This is a genomic window from Janthinobacterium sp. P210005, assembly GCF_036231865.1.
In the GTDB taxonomy this organism is placed as follows: domain Bacteria; phylum Pseudomonadota; class Gammaproteobacteria; order Burkholderiales; family Burkholderiaceae_D; genus Janthinobacterium; species Janthinobacterium kumbetense.
Genome location: NZ_JAZARC010000002.1, coordinates 259,073 through 276,437, shown reverse-complemented (window position 1 = coordinate 276,437; position 17,365 = coordinate 259,073). Strand labels below are relative to the sequence as shown.

Annotated in this window: 17 protein-coding genes; 15 read left to right on the top strand and 2 right to left on the bottom strand. The window is 59.5% G+C overall.

All coding sequences use genetic code 11. From position 1 onward, the window contains the following. Window positions 1-13 precede the first annotated feature (13 nt). From secY to dsbD, 9 genes are all read left to right on the top strand, one after another. Window positions 14-1,348, top strand: coding sequence for a preprotein translocase subunit SecY (gene secY, locus VPH40_RS11230; RefSeq protein ID WP_010394438.1), 1,335 nt, complete (start codon window positions 14-16; stop codon window positions 1,346-1,348). A gap of 18 nt (window positions 1,349-1,366) precedes the next feature. Then, a complete protein-coding gene (gene infA / locus VPH40_RS11225; protein ID WP_005663428.1) occupies window positions 1,367-1,585 on the top strand; it encodes a translation initiation factor IF-1 in 219 nt (72 codons plus the stop codon). Between the two features lie 42 nt (window positions 1,586-1,627). Then, the gene (gene rpmJ / locus VPH40_RS11220) at window positions 1,628-1,741 is read left to right on the top strand and encodes a 50S ribosomal protein L36 (RefSeq protein WP_010394471.1); all 114 of its coding nucleotides are present in this window, start codon (window positions 1,628-1,630) and stop codon (window positions 1,739-1,741) included. Window positions 1,742-1,755: 14 nt separating this feature from the next. Further along, window positions 1,756-2,121, top strand: a complete 366-nt coding sequence (gene rpsM / locus VPH40_RS11215; RefSeq protein ID WP_046681666.1) for a 30S ribosomal protein S13 — start codon at window positions 1,756-1,758, stop codon at window positions 2,119-2,121. A gap of 17 nt (window positions 2,122-2,138) precedes the next feature. Beyond that, window positions 2,139-2,543 (top strand): 30S ribosomal protein S11, encoded by a 405-nt coding sequence (gene rpsK / locus VPH40_RS11210; protein WP_010394475.1) that lies wholly within the window; start codon window positions 2,139-2,141, stop codon window positions 2,541-2,543. Window positions 2,544-2,801: 258 nt separating this feature from the next. Further along, complete coding sequence (gene rpsD, locus VPH40_RS11205) at window positions 2,802-3,425, top strand: 30S ribosomal protein S4 (protein WP_010394478.1); 624 nt, start codon at window positions 2,802-2,804, stop codon at window positions 3,423-3,425. A 106-nt stretch (window positions 3,426-3,531) separates the two neighbouring features. After that, window positions 3,532-4,509, top strand: coding sequence for a DNA-directed RNA polymerase subunit alpha (locus tag VPH40_RS11200; RefSeq protein WP_008444343.1), 978 nt, complete (start codon window positions 3,532-3,534; stop codon window positions 4,507-4,509). A gap of 133 nt (window positions 4,510-4,642) precedes the next feature. After that, window positions 4,643-5,035 (top strand): 50S ribosomal protein L17, encoded by a 393-nt coding sequence (gene rplQ, locus VPH40_RS11195; RefSeq protein WP_034753219.1) that lies wholly within the window; start codon window positions 4,643-4,645, stop codon window positions 5,033-5,035. Window positions 5,036-5,208: 173 nt separating this feature from the next. Next, window positions 5,209-7,158: a protein-disulfide reductase DsbD gene (gene dsbD / locus VPH40_RS11190; protein ID WP_328573475.1), complete on the top strand. Its 1,950-nt coding sequence runs from the start codon at window positions 5,209-5,211 to the stop codon at window positions 7,156-7,158. A gap of 71 nt (window positions 7,159-7,229) precedes the next feature. On the opposite strand, the gene VPH40_RS11185 is transcribed toward dsbD, so the two are convergent. Beyond that, window positions 7,230-7,766, bottom strand: a complete 537-nt coding sequence (locus VPH40_RS11185; protein ID WP_328573474.1) for a Spy/CpxP family protein refolding chaperone — start codon at window positions 7,764-7,766, stop codon at window positions 7,230-7,232. Window positions 7,767-7,952: 186 nt separating this feature from the next. On the opposite strand from VPH40_RS11185, the gene VPH40_RS11180 reads away from it, so the two are divergent. The 5 genes from VPH40_RS11180 to VPH40_RS11160 all read left to right on the top strand — a co-directional run bounded on the left by VPH40_RS11180 (window position 7,953) and on the right by VPH40_RS11160 (window position 15,563). Further along, window positions 7,953-8,681, top strand: coding sequence for a response regulator (locus VPH40_RS11180; RefSeq protein WP_034753223.1), 729 nt, complete (start codon window positions 7,953-7,955; stop codon window positions 8,679-8,681). Beyond that, complete coding sequence (locus tag VPH40_RS11175; RefSeq protein WP_099665736.1) at window positions 8,678-10,036, top strand: ATP-binding protein; 1,359 nt, start codon at window positions 8,678-8,680, stop codon at window positions 10,034-10,036. Before VPH40_RS11180 ends, VPH40_RS11175 begins: the two co-directional genes overlap by 4 nt. Window positions 10,037-10,124: 88 nt before the next feature. After that, window positions 10,125-11,297, top strand: coding sequence for an efflux RND transporter periplasmic adaptor subunit (locus VPH40_RS11170; RefSeq protein WP_099665735.1), 1,173 nt, complete (start codon window positions 10,125-10,127; stop codon window positions 11,295-11,297). Then, a complete protein-coding gene (locus VPH40_RS11165) occupies window positions 11,294-14,404 on the top strand; it encodes an efflux RND transporter permease subunit (RefSeq protein ID WP_099665734.1) in 3,111 nt (1,036 codons plus the stop codon). The genes VPH40_RS11170 and VPH40_RS11165 overlap by 4 nt, the downstream gene beginning before the upstream one ends. A gap of 271 nt (window positions 14,405-14,675) precedes the next feature. Continuing rightward, window positions 14,676-15,563: a hypothetical protein gene (locus VPH40_RS11160; RefSeq protein WP_253192768.1), complete on the top strand. Its 888-nt coding sequence runs from the start codon at window positions 14,676-14,678 to the stop codon at window positions 15,561-15,563. Between the two features lie 79 nt (window positions 15,564-15,642). Here VPH40_RS11160 and yihA read toward each other — a convergent pair whose 3' ends face one another. After that, a complete protein-coding gene (yihA, locus tag VPH40_RS11155) occupies window positions 15,643-16,380 on the bottom strand; it encodes a ribosome biogenesis GTP-binding protein YihA/YsxC (RefSeq protein WP_077398853.1) in 738 nt (245 codons plus the stop codon). Between the two features lie 186 nt (window positions 16,381-16,566). Between yihA and VPH40_RS11150 the strand changes: the two genes are divergently transcribed. Beyond that, entirely contained in the window at window positions 16,567-17,238 is a 672-nt protein-coding gene (locus VPH40_RS11150) for a c-type cytochrome (protein ID WP_077398855.1), read from the top strand. The last annotated feature ends 127 nt before the right edge of the window (window positions 17,239-17,365 follow it).

The window sequence follows — 17,365 nt, the reverse complement described above, 5'->3', positions numbered from 1 at the left end:
ATCGGAGCGAAAATTGGCGACTAATCCACAACTTGCTAAAAGTGCAGCGGCCGGTTTCCCTTGGGGACGGCTCTGGTTTTTGCTTGGCGCATTGGTGGTTTATCGTATCGGTGCTCACGTCCCGGTTCCCGGGATTGACCCGACACAATTAGCCTCGCTGTTCAAGGAGCACGAAGGCGGCGTCCTGGGCATGTTCAACATGTTCTCGGGCGGTGCCTTGTCTCGTTTTACAGTGTTTGCGCTGGGTATCATGCCTTATATCTCGGCCTCGATCATCATGCAATTGCTGTCGATCGTGTCACCGCAGATGGAAGCGTTGAAAAAAGAAGGCGAAGCAGGTCGTCGCAAGATCACCCAGTACACCCGGTATTTCACGGTTGCCCTGGCACTGTTCCAAGCGTTAGGCATTGCAGTCGCACTGGAGTCGCAAGCTGGTCTGGTGTTGGAGCCTGGTCTTGCATTCCGCTTCGTGACGGTCGTCACTTTGTTGACCGGAACAATGTTTTTGATGTGGTTGGGTGAGCAAATTACCGAGCGTGGTTTGGGTAATGGCATCTCGATCATCATTTTTGCCGGGATTGCAGCAGGTCTGCCGTCGGCGTTGGGTGGCTTGTTCACTCAGGTGTCGAATGGTTCGATCGGCAGCTTCAGCGCGATTTTCATCGTGATCCTGGTAGCACTGGTAACGTACTTCGTTGTATTCGTCGAACGTGGTCAGCGCAAAATATTGGTCAATTACGCGAAGCGCCAGGTAGGCAACAAGATTTATGGCGGTCAAACCAGCCATTTGCCGTTGAAGCTGAACATGGCCGGCGTGATCCCGCCGATCTTTGCTTCTTCGATCATCTTGTTCCCGGCCACTATCGTGGACTGGTTTTCAAAGGGCGCCGACAACGCTAACCCTGCGGTGCGGTTCTTGAAAGATTTGGCAGCATCGATGGGGCCTGGTGAGCCTATCCATGCGCTGTTGTACGCAGTGGCGATCGTGTTTTTCTGTTTCTTCTATACAGCGCTGGTCTTTAACAGCAAGGAAACAGCGGATAACTTGAAGAAAAGCGGTGCGTTCATTCCCGGGATCCGTCCAGGCGAACAGACAGCCCGTTACATCGACAAGATCCTGACACGCTTGACACTTGCCGGCGCAGTCTACATCACCCTGGTGTGTTTATTGCCGGAATTTATGCAAGCCCAGTGGAAAGTACCATTCTATTTCGGCGGTACTTCTTTATTGATTATTGTAGTTGTCACCATGGATTTCATGGCGCAAGTACAGAACTACGTGATGTCGCAGCAATATGATTCACTGCTGCGCAAAGCAAATTTCAAGGGCGGAATTCCGACGCGTTAAGCGCGGTAAACATACCGAATGGCAAAAGACGACGTCATACAGATGCAGGGCGAGATTCTTGAGAATCTCCCAAATGCAACATTTCGAGTGAAGCTGGAGAACGGACACGTGGTGCTCGGGCATATTTCAGGTAAAATGCGGATGAACTATATTCGCATTCTCCCTGGAGACAAGGTGACGGTGGAGTTAACGCCGTACGACCTGAGCCGAGCCCGCATTGTGTTCCGTACCAAGTAACACACTGAATCAAACCAAAGAAGCGAAAGAAAGAGCCCAAAAATGAAAGTTCTCGCATCAGTCAAGCGGATCTGCCGCAACTGCAAGATCATCAAGCGCAAAGGCGTAGTCCGCGTTATCTGCGTGGAACCACGTCACAAGCAGCGTCAAGGTTAATCGAGGAATAACAAATGGCACGTATTGCAGGGGTTAATATCCCAAATCATCAGCATACCGTTATCGGCCTGACGGCCATCTACGGTGTGGGCCGTCCACGCGCAGAGAAAATCTGTGCATCGACCGGTGTAGCAACCAACAAAAAGATCAAAGATCTGGATGACAGCGAACTGGAAAAGCTGCGCGATGAAGTAGGTAAATTCATCGTCGAAGGCGATCTGCGTCGTGAACTGTCCATGAACATCAAGCGTTTGATGGATCTGGGTTGCTACCGCGGCATGCGTCATCGTAAGGGTCTGCCTTGCCGTGGCCAGCGTACGCGTACGAACGCACGTACCCGCAAGGGACCGCGTAAAGCCGCTCAATCGCTGAAAAAATAATCCGCTAGGGAATAATTATGGCTAAGTCGCAAAATAACGCCGCATCAGCACGCGTGCGTAAAAAAGTTAAAAAGAACGTCGCTGAAGGCATCGCACATGTCCACGCTTCGTTCAATAACACCATCATTACCATCACCGATCGTCAAGGCAATGCCTTGTCGTGGGCTACCTCCGGCGGTGCAGGCTTCAAGGGTTCGCGTAAATCGACCCCATTCGCAGCGCAGGTCGCCGCGGAAGCCGCTGGTAAAGTGGCTGTTGAGTGTGGCGTGAAGAACCTGGAAGTACGTATCAAGGGCCCAGGTCCTGGTCGTGAATCCGCCGTTCGCGCGCTGAACAACCTGGGCATCAAGATCACCGAGATCCAGGACGTGACGCCGGTACCGCACAACGGTTGCCGTCCACCGAAACGTCGTCGTATCTAAGATAGTGTTGCAGAGGGCGCTTCGGCGCCAGCTGCTTTGCTGTCTGTTGTAACTCAGTACAGTTGTGTGAAAACGCTGGAGCAGGGAGCCGGAAACGGTTATACTGCCCGGCTGTTCTTGCCTGTCAAATTCTGTTTGACGGGTTTTTCGTTTTCAGCCACCGTCTGATTGAAACCAAATCAGACTAGCGCCTAACCGCATCAGTGTGTTTGATCATGCATGTGGCTGGGGCGTTATCATTTAAAAAAAGGAAGTATCGTGGCACGTTATATCGGACCTAAAGCAAAACTTTCCCGCCGTGAAGGTACAGACCTGTTCCTGAAGAGCGCACGTCGCTCGCTGGACAGCAAGTGCAAACTGGACGTCAAGCCAGGCCAGCACGGTGTCAAATCCGGCGCCCGCACCTCGGACTACGGTAACCAACTGCGCGAAAAGCAAAAAGTCAAGCGCATGTACGGCGTGCTGGAACGTCAATTCCGCCGCTACTTCGCTGAAGCAGACCGTCGTAAAGGCAACACCGGCGAAACGCTGTTGAAGTTGCTGGAAACGCGTCTGGACAACGTTTGCTACCGCATGGGCTTTGGCTCGACCCGCGCTGAAGCGCGTCAATTGGTCAGCCACAAAGCGTTCACCGTGAACGGTATCGTTGTGAACATCGCTTCGTACGCAGTCAAAGTTGGCGACATCGTTGCTGTTCGTGAAAAATCGAAAAAGCAAGTGCGTATCGTTGAAGCACTGTCGCTGGCTGAACAAGTTGGTATGCCTAGCTGGGTTTCGGTTGATGCCAAGAAAATGGAAGGTACCTTCAAGTCCTTGCCAGAGCGTAACGAAATCGCTAACGACGTCAACGAATCGCTGATCGTCGAGCTGTACTCGCGTTAATAGTAGTTAGCAAGACTCCCGCCCACTCACTTTCTTGAGTGGGCGTTTTACTAATGCCATCAGCCTTATCGGTGTAATGAGCCGAGGGTATTGAAAAGGACATTTCATGCAAAACAGTTTGTTGAAGCCACGTATTATCGATGTTGAAGCTCTCGGTGCAGGTCACGCCAAGGTCGTGATGGAACCGTTCGAGCGCGGCTATGGCCACACATTGGGTAACGCGTTGCGCCGCGTTCTGCTGTCGTCGATGGTAGGCTACGCGCCGACCGAAGTGACGATCGCTGGCGTCGTCCACGAATATTCCTCCCTCGATGGCGTGCAAGAAGACGTCGTCGATCTGTTGCTGAACTTGAAGGGTGTGGTTTTCAAAGTCCACAACCGCGATTCGGTAACCCTGACCCTGAAAAAAGAAGGCGAAGGCGCCATCCTGGCCTCCGACATCGACCTGCCGCATGACGTCGAACTGATCAACCCTGACCACGTGATCGCCCACCTGACCGCTGGTGGCAAGCTGGACATGCAGATCAAGGTTGAAAAAGGCCGCGGCTACGTTCCTGGTAACGTGCGTCGCCTGTCGGAAGACACGAACAAGACCATCGGCCGCATCATTTTGGATGCGTCGTTCTCGCCAGTGCGCCGTGTATCGTACTTCGTTGAATCGGCCCGCGTTGAACAGCGTACCGACCTGGACAAGCTGATCATCAACATCGAAACCAACGGCGTGATCTCGCCGGAAGAAGCGATCCGCCAGTCGGCCCGCGTCCTGGTGGACCAGTTGAATGTGTTCGCTGCCCTGGAAGGCACGGAAGCCGCCGCCGAAGCGCCATCGCGCGCTCCGCTGGTCGATCCTATCCTGTTGCGTCCAGTCGACGACCTGGAGTTGACCGTGCGTTCGGCGAACTGCCTGAAAGCGGAAAACATCTACTACATCGGCGACCTGATCCAACGTTCGGAAAACGAGCTGCTGAAAACGCCAAACCTGGGCCGCAAGTCCCTGAACGAAATCAAGGAAGTGCTGGCATCGCGCGGCTTGACCTTGGGCATGAAGCTGGAAAACTGGCCGCCTGCCGGCCTGGAAAAGTAATACGTAGTTGTAGCAAACTGCCTGGGACAGGTGTCCCAGGCTTTTATTTTGTAGTACCAAACCGGCCCGCGATGAAGCTTCTGCCTCATTGATCGAAGAGCTGGAATTTAAACACTCACCGAAAGGATTTATCATGCGTCACGGTCACGGCCTCCGTAAACTGAATCGTACCTCGTCCCACCGTCTGGCAATGCTGCGCAACATGACAGTATCGCTGCTGCGTCACGAAGCGATCAAAACCACCCTGCCAAAAGCAAAAGAACTGCGCCGCGTTGTCGAGCCAATTCTGACCCTGGGCAAAACCGACTCCCTGGCAAACAAGCGTCTGGCCTTCAACCGCCTGCGCGACCGTGAAATGGTCGTCAAACTGTTCGCTGAACTGGGCCCACGTTTCGCCAACCGTAACGGTGGTTATGTGCGTATCCTGAAAATGGGTTTCCGCGTCGGCGATAACGCTCCTATGGCGTTCGTTGAACTGATGGATCGTCCAGATACGACCGAAGCAGTTGAAGTTGCTGGCGAGTAATCCCAGTAATTGCATCTAAGAAAGCCAGGCCTAGCCTGGCTTTTTTGTTTTCTGCTGCAGCTATCCTTGCTGCGGTGTACTATTCTTCTTTCGCGCCGGCCCGGCACAAGCGCTGCCTGCTCCGCGCGACTCTTGTCGAATGGCACAGCTGATGCCGCAGAAAAAGGTTGTTCATGTCCCGTTTCCCTTCCAGCGCCACCGCGCGCGCCGCTCCCCTACATCAACTGCTGATCTGGCTTGCTACCTGTATGCTGCTGGCCATGGCCGTCTTTGGCGCCACCCAGGCCCGTGCCGACGATGAATTCCTCGACCCCGAGCTGGCCTTCAAGTTTTCCGCCCGCATGCAGGATCCGGCCACCATCGCCGTCACGTATGTGATTGCCGATGGCTACTATATGTACCACGAGCGCTTCAAGTTCGAAGCCGTGGGGGCCAAGCTGGGTACGCCCGTGTATCCGAAGGGCAAGGTCAAGTTCGACGACACTTTCCAGAAGAACGTGGAAACCTTCCGCCAGACCCTCACCATCACCATTCCCGTGGAAGCGGGTGGCACGTTCACCCTGAAGGCGACGGGCCAGGGCTGCTCGGACAAGGGCCTGTGCTATGCGCCGCAGGATGCCACGGCTCAGCTGGTGGGCGGTGGCGGCGGCCAGAGCATGGCGCCGGGCGGCTTGCCGTCGAAGTTCGCCTTGCCGGCCGCGCCGGCAGTCGACACGGCCGCCGTCAACGGCCCGCAGGCGCAGGCGTCGCCTGGCGTGTCCGTCATGAGCATTCCCCAGGCCAATATCACCAGCACGCCCGAGCCGGTAGCGGCAGCGCCCGTGGCGGCCAGCCCTGCGCCCGCGCAAAGCGAGATGGGCAAGATCGAAGCGGCCCTGAAGGGCGGCAAGCTGCTCGTCATCGTGCCCCTGTTCATGCTGCTGGGCCTGGGCCTGGCATTTACTCCATGCGTGCTGCCGATGGTGCCGATTTTGTCGTCGATCATCATCGGCGATGGCGCCAAGGTCAGCCGTTCGCGCGGCTTGCTGCTGTCGCTGACGTACGCGTTGGGCATGGCCATCGTCTACACGGCGCTGGGCGTGGCGGCCGGCCTGGCAGGCGAAGGCCTGGCGGCCCAGCTGCAAAATCCGTGGGTGCTGGGCTTCTTTGCCCTGCTGATGGCGGGCCTGGCGCTGTCGATGTTCGGCTTGTATGAGCTGCAAGTGCCGGCTTTCCTGCAAGGCAAGCTGACGTCTGTGTCGAATCAGCAATCGTCGGGCCGCCTGGCGGGCGTGTTCGTCATGGGCGCCATTTCCGCCCTGATCGTGGGGCCCTGCGTGGCCGCGCCGCTGGCCGGCGCCTTGCTGTACATCAGCCAGACACGCGACGTCGTCATCGGCGGCAGCGCCTTGTTTGCCATGGCGGTGGGCATGAGCGTACCTCTGCTGCTGGTTGGCGTGTCGGCCGGCACCCTGCTCCCGCGCGCCGGCGCCTGGATGGACGCCGTCAAGCGCTTCTTTGGCGTACTGCAGCTGGGCGTGGCCTGGTGGCTGGTCTCGCCCGTGCTGCCGGGCGCCGTGCAGATGCTGGGCTGGACGGTGCTGTTTGTCGGCTATGGCATGTATTTGCTGGTGGGCAAGAGCGGCGCGAAGAATGCCTGGATTGCCAAGGCATTCGGCCTCGTATTTGCCGTGCTGGGCGCGATGCAACTGGTGGGCGTGGCCAGCGGTGGCCGCGATCCGCTGGCGCCGCTGGCCCACCTCGGCGGCGGGCAAGTGCATGCGCAGCCGTTTATGCGCGTAAAGACCGTGGCGCAGCTCGATGCGGCGCTGGCCCAGCTCAATGGCAAGCCGGCCCTGCTGGACTTTTATGCGGACTGGTGCGTGTCCTGCATCGAAATGGAAAAACTGACCTTCGTCGATCCCGCCGTACGCGAGAAGATGGGGCAAGCCGTGCTGCTGCAAGTGGACGTGACGGCCAATGATGCGGACGACAAGGCCATGCTGAAACGTTTTCAGCTGTTCGGCCCGCCTGGCATCATCATGTTCAACCCGCAAGGGCAGGAAATCGCCCAATCGCGCGTGATCGGTTTCCAGAACGCCGCCACCTTCCTGACCTCGTTGCGCAAGCTCGACGGGCAGTAAGCGGTCACTTGTCTCGCCAATAAGAAAAAGCCTGCATTGCAGGCTTTTTCTGTGTTTACACCCGCTACAACTTAGCCGGCTTTGGGATGCTGCTGCATGTCGTCGTGAGCGCCACGGTGCCCACCGCGGTGGCCGCCGTGCTTGCCGCCAGGCACGCTGTCGTCAAACACTTTCTTTTGCTCCGGGGTCAGCACGGCATAAAAGGTTTTCAGCGAGGCCAGGCGGCTTTCCTGGTTCGCGATGCGCTCCTTCGACATGGCGATCCATTGCTCCATGCGTTCCGGCGCCGACAGCTTGGTCATCGCTTCGCGCTTGGCTTTCCAGTCGCCCATCGGTTTTTTCGGCGCATTGGCGGCCGTGAAAGTGGCCCAGGCCGGTTCCTGCGCGGCCGTCAGCTTCAGTTTGTCGTGCAGGCGGGCCTGGTACTTGGCCATGCGCTCGGCCGGGTTGCCGCCGCGGTGCTGGCCATCGTGTTGCATCTTGGTGCTGGCGGCAGGCGCGTTGGCGGCCGCTTCCTGGGCGTGGACGGTCAGCGATGCCGCACCCATGCCGAGTACGCTCATGGCGATGATCAAATTCTTGCGCAAGGTTGTCATTGAGGCGTTCATCTGGATTCCTTTGTAAAAGTGAGGGATGTACATGTTGCTGCACATGAATCCATGTTGGACGCGCCATGTTTCCCCGAAGTGTCCGTTGCCAGACAGTTTGTATCTATATGTTTCTTCGGGTCTCCTATATACAAGACGATACAAATGCGCTGTGCAAGGCTGGGGGAAGTGGGGATAATTCGTACCATGGAACCCACTTCTACAATTCTCATCGTCGACGATGACCGCGATATCCGCAGCTTGCTGGCGGACTACCTGGAAACGAACGCCTACCGCACCCTGGGCGCGGCAGATGGCACGGCCATGTGGAAAATCCTCGACGAAACGCGGCCCGACTTGATCGTGCTCGACTTGAACTTGCCCGGCGACGATGGCCTGACCCTGTGCCGCAAGCTGCGCGCCCAATCGACGGTGCCGGTGATCATGTTGACGGCGCGCAATGAACCGCTGGACCGCATCCTGGGCCTGGAAATGGGCGCCGACGATTACTTGCCGAAACCGTTCGAACCGCGTGAATTGCTGGCGCGCATACGCAGCGTGTTGCGCCGCAGCCATGCCATGCCGTCGAACGTGCCATCGGACAAGGCGCAGCAAATCCGCTTTTCCGGCTGGACCCTGGACTTGACGGCGCGCCACCTGCTCAATCCCAGCGGCTTGGTGATCATGCTGTCGGGCGCGGAGTTCCGCTTGCTGCGCGTGTTCCTGGAACACCCGAACCGCGTGCTCAACCGCGACCAGCTGCTGAACCTGACGCAGGGCCGCGACGCCGACCCGTTCGACCGCTCGATCGATATCCAGATCAGCCGCCTGCGGCAAAAGCTCGGTGAAGATGCCCGCTTGCCGCAAATCATCAAGACCGTGCGCAACGGCGGCTACGTGCTGGCCGGCCAGGTCAATGTGGAGCCCCACGCGTGAAGGCCTTCCTCGGGTCGATGACGGGCCGCGTCTTCATGTTCTTGCTGATCGGTATCGTCGCCTCGGCCGCGCTGACGCAGTGGCTGGCCGTGGGCGAGCGCCAGCGCGCCATCGAGCAATACCGCGACTACCACGCCGTCGAGCGGGCTGAGCAGCTGGTGATGGCGGCCGACGTGGTGCCGCTGGCCTCGCGCGCCGCCTACCTGAAAGTGGCCAACAAGGGCAGCGTGCGCCTGGAACTGCGTCCCGAAACGGAACATACGCCCGGCGCGCCGACGGAGTTTTCCACCGCGCTGCAAGCCAAGCTGGGTGAAGGTTTCAAGGTCAGCGCGCTGGCCGAACGCCCGGCCGCCTGCGTCAAACCGCGCCAGACGCCGGGCATGTTTGCCGCCAAACCATGGGGCGGCACGTGCGAAAACCTCGACGTGCGCATGCAGGATGGCCACGTGCTGCGCCTGATGGTCTTGCCGCCGCGCCAGCAACCGCCGTTCAACGAACATAACGACTGGATGACCTTGCTGCCTTTCCTGATCAGCATCGCCATCCTCGCCTACCTGGTCACGCGCATGACCATGCGTCCGCTCAAGCAGCTGGCGCAGGCGGCGAAAGACCTGGGCAACGACATCAACCATCCGCCGCTGACCCTGTCGGGCGCCAGCGAGATCCGCCAGGCCAGCGCCGCCTTCAATGCCATGCAGGCGCGCATCCGCCAGCATATTTCCCAGCGGACACAAATGCTGGCGGCCATCACGCACGACTTGCAGACGCCGCTGACGCGCTTGCGCCTGCGCCTGGAAAAAGTGGCCGATACGGAATTGTATGATCGCCTCGTGGGCGACCTGTCAGCCATGCAGAGCATGGTCAAGGAAGGGCTGGACCTGGCCCGCTCGATGGATAGCACGGAAGCGATGCAGGCGCTGGATCTCGATTCCCTGTTGGATAGCGTCTGTTCCGACGCAGCTGATGCCGGCCAGAAAGTCACCCTCAACGGGCAGGCAGGCATGGCCCTGATGGCGCGTCCGATCGCCATGCGGCGCTGCCTGGTGAACTTGATCGACAATGCCGTCAAATATGGCTTGTACGCGCAGGTTGCCGTCGAGCGCATCCCGGGTGCCGCGCGCATCCGCATCCGCGACGGGGGGCCAGGCATTGCGCCAGATCAATTGGCTAAAGTGTTCGAACCGTTTTACCGCATCGAGACTTCGCGTTCGCGCGAATCGGGCGGCACGGGCCTGGGCCTGACCATCGCGCGCAATATCGCCGAACAGCATGGCGCCACGGTTTCACTGCTCAATCATGTCGACGGTGGACTGGAAGTCACCCTGATCGTGCCTGAGTATTACGCAGGAAAGTGAGCATTTCCGTGCGACAATATTGTGCTTTATGCCCCCCTGGCAACTACCTTCAACCTGCAGCCCTGCGCTGCGACAGCGTGACAGAACAATGAAAAAGACTAGTCTGGCAATCCTCGTGGGTGCGGCCCTGTGTATCGGCGGCGGCATCTGGTATTTCAATCATCAGCCCGGCGCGGCGAGCGGTGGGCAGGATGGCAAAGGGGGCAAGGGCGGACAGGCGCCGACGACGGTGAGCGTGGTCGTTCCGGTGCGCCAGGATGTGCCGATGGTGCTGCAAGCCAATGGCAGCGTGATGCCGATCAGCAGCGTTGACTTGCACCCGCAGACGACCAGCACGATTACCAAGGTGCATATCCGCGAAGGCCAGTTCGTCAAGCAGGGCGAGCTGATGTTCACTCTCGATGCGCGCAGCGAACACGCGAATGTCGACAAGGCGCAGGCGCAGGTCTTGCGCGACCGCGCCTCGGTGCAGGACTTCGAGCGCCAGCTCAAGCGCAGCCAGGATTTGCTGAGCAAGAACTTTATTGCCCAGGGCGCCGTCGATACCCTGCAAAGCCAGCTCGACGCGGCACGCGCCTTGCTGGCTGCCGACCAGGCCGCCTTGCGCGCCGCCCAGGTCGACTCCAGCTACACCGTCCTGCGCGCGCCGCAGGCGGGCAGGGTAGGGGCCATCAATGTCTATGCGGGCAGCCTGGTGCAGCCGACCACGTCGCTCACCAGCATCACCCAGCTCGACCCGATCGACGTGTCGTTCACCTTGCCGGAAAGCAGCCTGTCCGGCTTGCTGGCGGCGCAAAAAGCGGGTGAGGTGCCTGTCACGGCGCTGTTGTCCGATGCGGGCGGCAAGCAGCTCGACGGCAAACTGAACTTTATCGACAATGCCGTCGATTCCGCCACAGGCGTGATCCGGATCAAGGCGCGTTTCAATAATGGTGGCACCGATTTGTGGCCAGGCCAGTACGTGAATACGCAGCTGACCGTGCGCACCCTCAAGGATGCGCTGGTGATCCCGCAAAACGCCATCATCACGAGTACTTCCGGCACCTTCGTGTACTCGATGGAGGCGGACAGCACGGCCAAGATGCGCAAGATTACCCGCGTGTACGCATTCGGGCCGAGCGCCGTCGTCACCGGCCTGGCAGGCGATGAAAAAGTCATCGTCGATGGCAAGCAGAACTTGCGTCCAGGCAGCAAGGTGCGCCTGGCGGAAAAACACAAGGCCGCCGATGGCGCCGCCGCACCGCAGGGCAAGCCAGCATGAACCTGTCCGAACTGAGCATCCGCCGCCCCGTCATGGTGGTGCTGCTGTCCCTCTCCATCATCCTGGCCGGCGTGCTGGCCTATCTGCAAATTCCCGTAGCGGCCTTGCCGAGCTACAACACGCCCGTCATCAACGTCAGCGCCGACCTGGCCGGCGCCAGCCCGGAAACCATGGCCTCGTCGGTGGCCTTGCCATTGGAAAAACAATTTTCCACCATTTCCGGCCTCAGCCTGATCACGTCCACGAGCACGCTGGGCAATACCTCGCTGACCCTGGAATTTGACGCCAGCATCAATGTCAACGAGGCGGCCGTCGACGTGCAGGCGGCCCTGCTGCGCGCGCAGCGCCAGTTGCCGACGGAAATGACGGACTTGCCATCCTACCGCAAGGTCAATCCCGCCGATGCGCCGGTGCTGTTCATCCAGATGACGTCGCCATCGCTGAACTTGTCGGATCTCAACGATTATGCGGAAAACCTGATCGCCCCGAGCCTGTCGACCCTGCCTGGCGTCGCCCAGGTGATCGTGAATGGCCAGAAGCGCTTTGCCGTGCGCGTGCGCGCCCGTGCCGACCTGATGAATGCGCGCAACCTGACGATGGACGAGCTGGCCACCGCCTTGCGCACGTCGAACACGAATTCCCCGCTGGGCATCCTTGACGGCCCGAGCCAGACCCTGACCATCCAGGGCAATCCGCAAATGATGAAAGCGGCCGATTTTGCTGAATTGATCGTCGCCAGCCGCAATGGCCAGCCCGTGCGCCTGAAAGACGTGGCCGAGGTGGAAGACAGCTTTCAATCGATCAAGGCCGTCGGCAGTTTCAACGGTGAGCGCTCGATCAGCCTGATGGTGCAGCGCCAACCGGATGCCAACACCGTGCAAGTGGTCGATGGCGTGCGCCGTTTGTTGCCTGGGTTCAAGGAACAATTGCCGCAATCGATACAGATCAGTCTGGTTAACGACCGTTCGCTGTCGATACGCGAAGCCATCCACGACGTCAATTTGACCTTGGCCCTGACGGTGGTGCTGGTGGTGCTGGTGATCTTCCTGTTCCTGCACCGCGCGGCCGCCACCTTTATTCCTGCCGTCACCATGCCGATTTCCCTGCTGGGCGCCCTGGCCCTGCTGTACTGGCTCGGCTACAGCCTCGACAACGTCTCGCTGCTGGGCATTACCCTGGCCGTCGGCTTGGTCGTCGACGATGCCATCGTGGTGCTGGAAAACATCGTACGCCATATCGAGATGGGCAAGAAACCGATACGCGCGGCCCTGGAAGGGGCAAAAGAGATGGGCTTTACCATCATCTCGATTTCCGTCTCGCTGGTGGCCGTGTTCATCCCCATCTTCTTCATGCCGGGCGTGATCGGCTTGCTGTTCCATGAGTTCGCCGTTGTCGTCTCGCTGGCCGTGCTGGTGTCTGCCATCGTGTCGCTGACCCTGGTGCCGATGCTGGCCAGCCGCTTCCTGCCGGCCGATTCGCGCGAGCACAATGACAGCGACCCCAGCCATGGCGAAAAAACCTTCATCGGCCGCCATTTCGAAGCGGGTTTCACGAAATTGCGCAACGGTTACGTGCATCTGCTCGACAAGGCCCTGGCGCACCGCAACGTGGTGCTGTTCGTTGCCGTGTGTACCTTTGCGCTGACGGTGCTGTTGTACGCCACGATACCGAAAGGTTTCTTCCCGGAAGAAGACCTGGGCCAGATCCAGGTCAATACGGAAGCGTCGGAAGACATTTCCTCGGCGGCACTGCAGGATTTGCAAGCCCGCGTGGCGGCCGTGCTCAAGGCGGACCCCAGCGTGCAGGATGTGACCTCGTTCGTCGGCGGCGGCAACACGGGACGCATGTTCATGGTCTTGAAACCGCGCAACGAGCGGCCGAAAATGCCGGTGGTGCTGGAAAACCTGCGCCGCGCGACGAGCACCGTGCCCGGCATGGCCGTGTATTTCCGGCCCGTGCAAAACTTGCAGCTGGGCGGACGCCAGAGCAAGAGCCGCTACCAGTACACCTTGCAAAGCGTCAGTCCCGACGCCTTGAATGACTGGGCGGAAAAGTTTATTGCCGGCATGCGCACGGATCCGGCCTTCCGCGACGTCACCAGCGATTCGCAGATCAAGGGCTTGCAGGCGTCGCTCAGGATCGACCGCGACAAGGCCAATTTGCTGGGCGTGCAAATGTCCGACATCCGCACGGCCCTGTACAGCGCCTTTGGCGAGCGGCAAGTGTCGACCATCTATTCGTCGGCAGCCAGCTATTACGTGATCCTGGAGGCGGCCACGGCAGACCGACAGTATGACGATGCGCTCACGCGCGTGTCCGTGCGCAGCAAGACGGGCGAACTGGTGAAACTGTCGAGTATTGCCTACGTGGAACGAACGATCGGGCCCACGTCCGTGAATCACCAGGGGCAGTTGCAGGCTGTTACCATCGCCTTCAACCTGGCGCCGGACGTGCCGCTGGGCATCGCCACGGGCAAGATCGACGCGATGGCCAAGGACATGAGCTTGCCGGCCTCCATCATCACGCGCTACGGCGGCGACGCGGCCGTGTTCCAGAGCTCGCAGTCCAGCCAGATCATCCTCATCATTGCCGCGCTGGCCGTGATCTACGTGCTGCTCGGCGTGTTGTATGAGAGCTATATCCACCCGCTGACCATCCTGGCCGGCTTGCCATCGGCAGCCGTGGGCGCGCTATTGACCTTGCGCCTGTTCGGCATGGACCTGACCATGATCGCCATCATCGGCATTTTGATGCTGATCGGCATCGTCAAGAAAAACGCCATCATGATGATCGACTTCGCCCTGCATGCGCAGCGCAACGACGGTCTGGCGCCGGCGGAGGCCATCCGCCAGGCTTGCATCCTGCGTTTCCGCCCCATCATGATGACGTCGGCGGCGGCCTTGATGGGCGCCTTGCCGATCGCCCTGGGCCTGGGCGCCGGCGCCGAGCTGCGCCAGCCGCTGGGCCTGGCCGTGGTCGGCGGCTTGCTCTTTTCGCAAGTGATTACCCTGTTCATCACTCCCGTGATCTATCTGTTCCTGGACAAGTACAGCGGCACGGGACCGTTGACGGACGAGCAATTGGTGGCGCTCGACAACAAGGCCTGATCCGCCATACGGCCAGCACCGGCGCCCCGTTCCTGAGTGAATGCGGCGCCGGTTTTGTATGGGCCGTGATACATACGGTAACAACCGTCAAGGGACGGCTAGGGTACGCTGATACCGCTGCAAGGAAAGTCGCTATCCTGTACGCTTCGGGTTGGAAATGCCGAGGAAGTGTTCCCAAAAGCAAGGGACTCTGGCACTATGGCTGCCCTGTAAGATTACTTTTGTCGCTACACAGAAAGCACGATTCATTTTGCATGACACGACCCATTTGATGGCTGCCGATTCCGATGTTTGCCCCACCTGCGGGCAAGTCATCCAGCCACCACCGGCCTACGGGTCCAGGACCAGCACCATGCGCAAGGTGGCGCTCGGCGTGTCCGTCTTGCTGCACGTGCTGCTGGCGGCGTATGTCTTGTTGCGTAGCGACAAGATCGAAAAAATCCCGCCGCCGAAGAAGGAAAGCGCGATGGTCTACATTGCGCCGCTGAAAGACAAGCCGCAACCGAAGCCGCAACCGAAACCCACGCCGAAACCGAAGGACACGAAAGTGGCCAAGGTCAAACCGCCACCGGCGCCGAGCAAGCGCGTGGTCACGAAAGACGTGCCGCGCGACAAGCCGAAACTGGAAACCTTCACGCCCCCGCTGGTGTCGAAAGTGCCGTTGCCGCCGCCGCCCGCTGAAGACATGAGTTCGATGATCGAGCAGCGCCGCAAGCAGCGTCAGGCGCAAAATCCCGCGCCGCCGGCCGAGGAAAGCGAAAACGACCGCGCCATGCGCGTGGCCAAGGCGAATATCGCCGGCGCCCAGGGACGCAATTCCGGCAGCGACCGCGAGGATTCGGGCGGCGTGTTTTCCATCGTCAACCAGACCTCGTTCAGCGCGGAAGTCAAGTTCAAGGGCTGGAACGGCAACTTCAAGCGCAACTGGCTGAAGCAGGAAAAAGTGGAGCTGGGCAATGAGCCCGATATCGAAACGGCCATCCTGAAGAAGATGATTCAGCTGATCCGTGCCGAAAAACCGGGCGACTTCGTGTGGGAATCGCGTCGCCTGGGGCGTAACGTCAACCTCAGCGCCCGCGTGGAAGACACGGCCGAGCTGATGGCTTTCCTGCGCCAGGAATTCTTTTCCGAGAAGCGGCCAGGGCCGGGACGGCGCTAGGCGCCCGTCAAACTGACGGCAATAAAAAAGGCTGCACCGTGTGAACGGGCAGCCTTTTTTTACGCAGCGTTGATCTCGATCAAGCCGGTTTGTCCGATTCCGGCTCGACGTCGTCTTCCATGTCGATCAATTCGACCATCTGGGCCGCGCCGTCTTCGCTGATGCCGGCCAGTTCCATGATCTTGTCGTTGGCTTCGTCGATGCCGACGCGTTTGAGGGCCGAGAACAGTTGCACGGTGAACGGGAAGCCGACGCCGTCTTCATCCACATAGCTGTCGAGCTTGGCTTTCGCCTGGCGCAAGGCATTCACGGATTCATTACGGTTCAGCTTATCGACCTTGGTCAGGATGCAGTGGATCGGCTTGCCCGTCGGGGCGAACCATTCCAGCATTTGAATGTCCAGGTCGGTGAACGGGCGGCGCGAATCCATGATCAGGATCAACCCCGCCAATTGCTCGCGGCGCTGCACGTAGTCGCCCAGCAGGCGCTGCCAGTGCAATTTGGCCGAGCCCGATACTTCCGCGTAGCCGTAGCCCGGCAAGTCGACCAGCAGGCATTCGATCTCTTCGACGATGGTGGCATCCTTGCGGTGCTGCGCCACGTGGGCGCCGCCGATGGAGAAGTAGTTGATGTGCTGGGTACGGCCAGGTGTCTTGGAGGCGAACGCCAAGCCTTTCTGATTACACAAGATGTTGATGGCGGTCGATTTACCGGCATTGGAGCGGCCGGCAAAGGCGATTTCCGGCACCGTGGTATCGGGCAGGTCACGCAATTGGTTGACGGTCGTAAAGAAGCGGGCTTGCCAGAGTTTTGACATGGGAGTAGTAAAGCAACAAAAGGGAGCGATAAGGGAGCGATAACGCCAAGAAGCTATTGTACAATAAGGGGTTGTTTATTGTTGCCGGCGTAGCAGCGATGCGGCTTGCGGCCCTGAAAATAAAGCAAAAATCCACAGGGCGCGGCAATGTCCACCACTAATTTCTCACTGTCTCAGGGTGCCTGAATGAATCGTGCGTTTTCACCGTTTATCAAATCCATGCTGCTCGCATTGCTGGCTGTATCGGCAACTGCCTCCGCGGTCGAAGCAGCGAAACCGGCCGTCAAGGCCGACGCTGCCAAGGGCGCCACCCTGTACGCCGATGGCGATGCGGCGCGCGGCTTGCCTGCCTGCGTCTCCTGCCATGGCGCGGCCGGCAATTCGACCATCACGGTCAATCCGAAACTGGCCGGTCAGCACGAAAGCTATATCTACAAGCAATTGGTCGACTTCACCACGCCGGAACGCAGCCAGCCCGTCATGACGACGTACGCGAAGATGCTCAGCGACGCCGACAAGAAGAATATCGCCGCCTACCTGGGTGCGCAGCTGTCCAAGCCGGGCGCCGCGAAAAACAAGGATACGATCGACCTGGGCAAGAAAATCTACCGTGGTGGCATTGCTTCCAAGCAAGTTGCCGCCTGCGCCAGCTGTCATGGCGCGACGGGCAATGGCATTCCCGTCCAGTACCCGCGCATCGCCGGCCAGCACCAGGATTACACGGTGGCCCAGCTGACCATGTTCCGCAGCACCAAGGCTGATGCCCGCAAGAACAGCGCGCAAATGCACACCATCGCCGCCCGCATGTCGGATGACGAGATCGCCGCCGTTGCCGATTACATCGCCGGCCTGAAGTAAGTTTTCATTGTGGCAAGAGATTGCCAGGCGCTCCAGCGCGCATGAACCAGGGCGGCCGTCTCAACAGGCTGCCCTTTTTTATGGCAGGGGCCAAACAGGAGTATGCTGCCGCCTTGCGCGGAGAAAC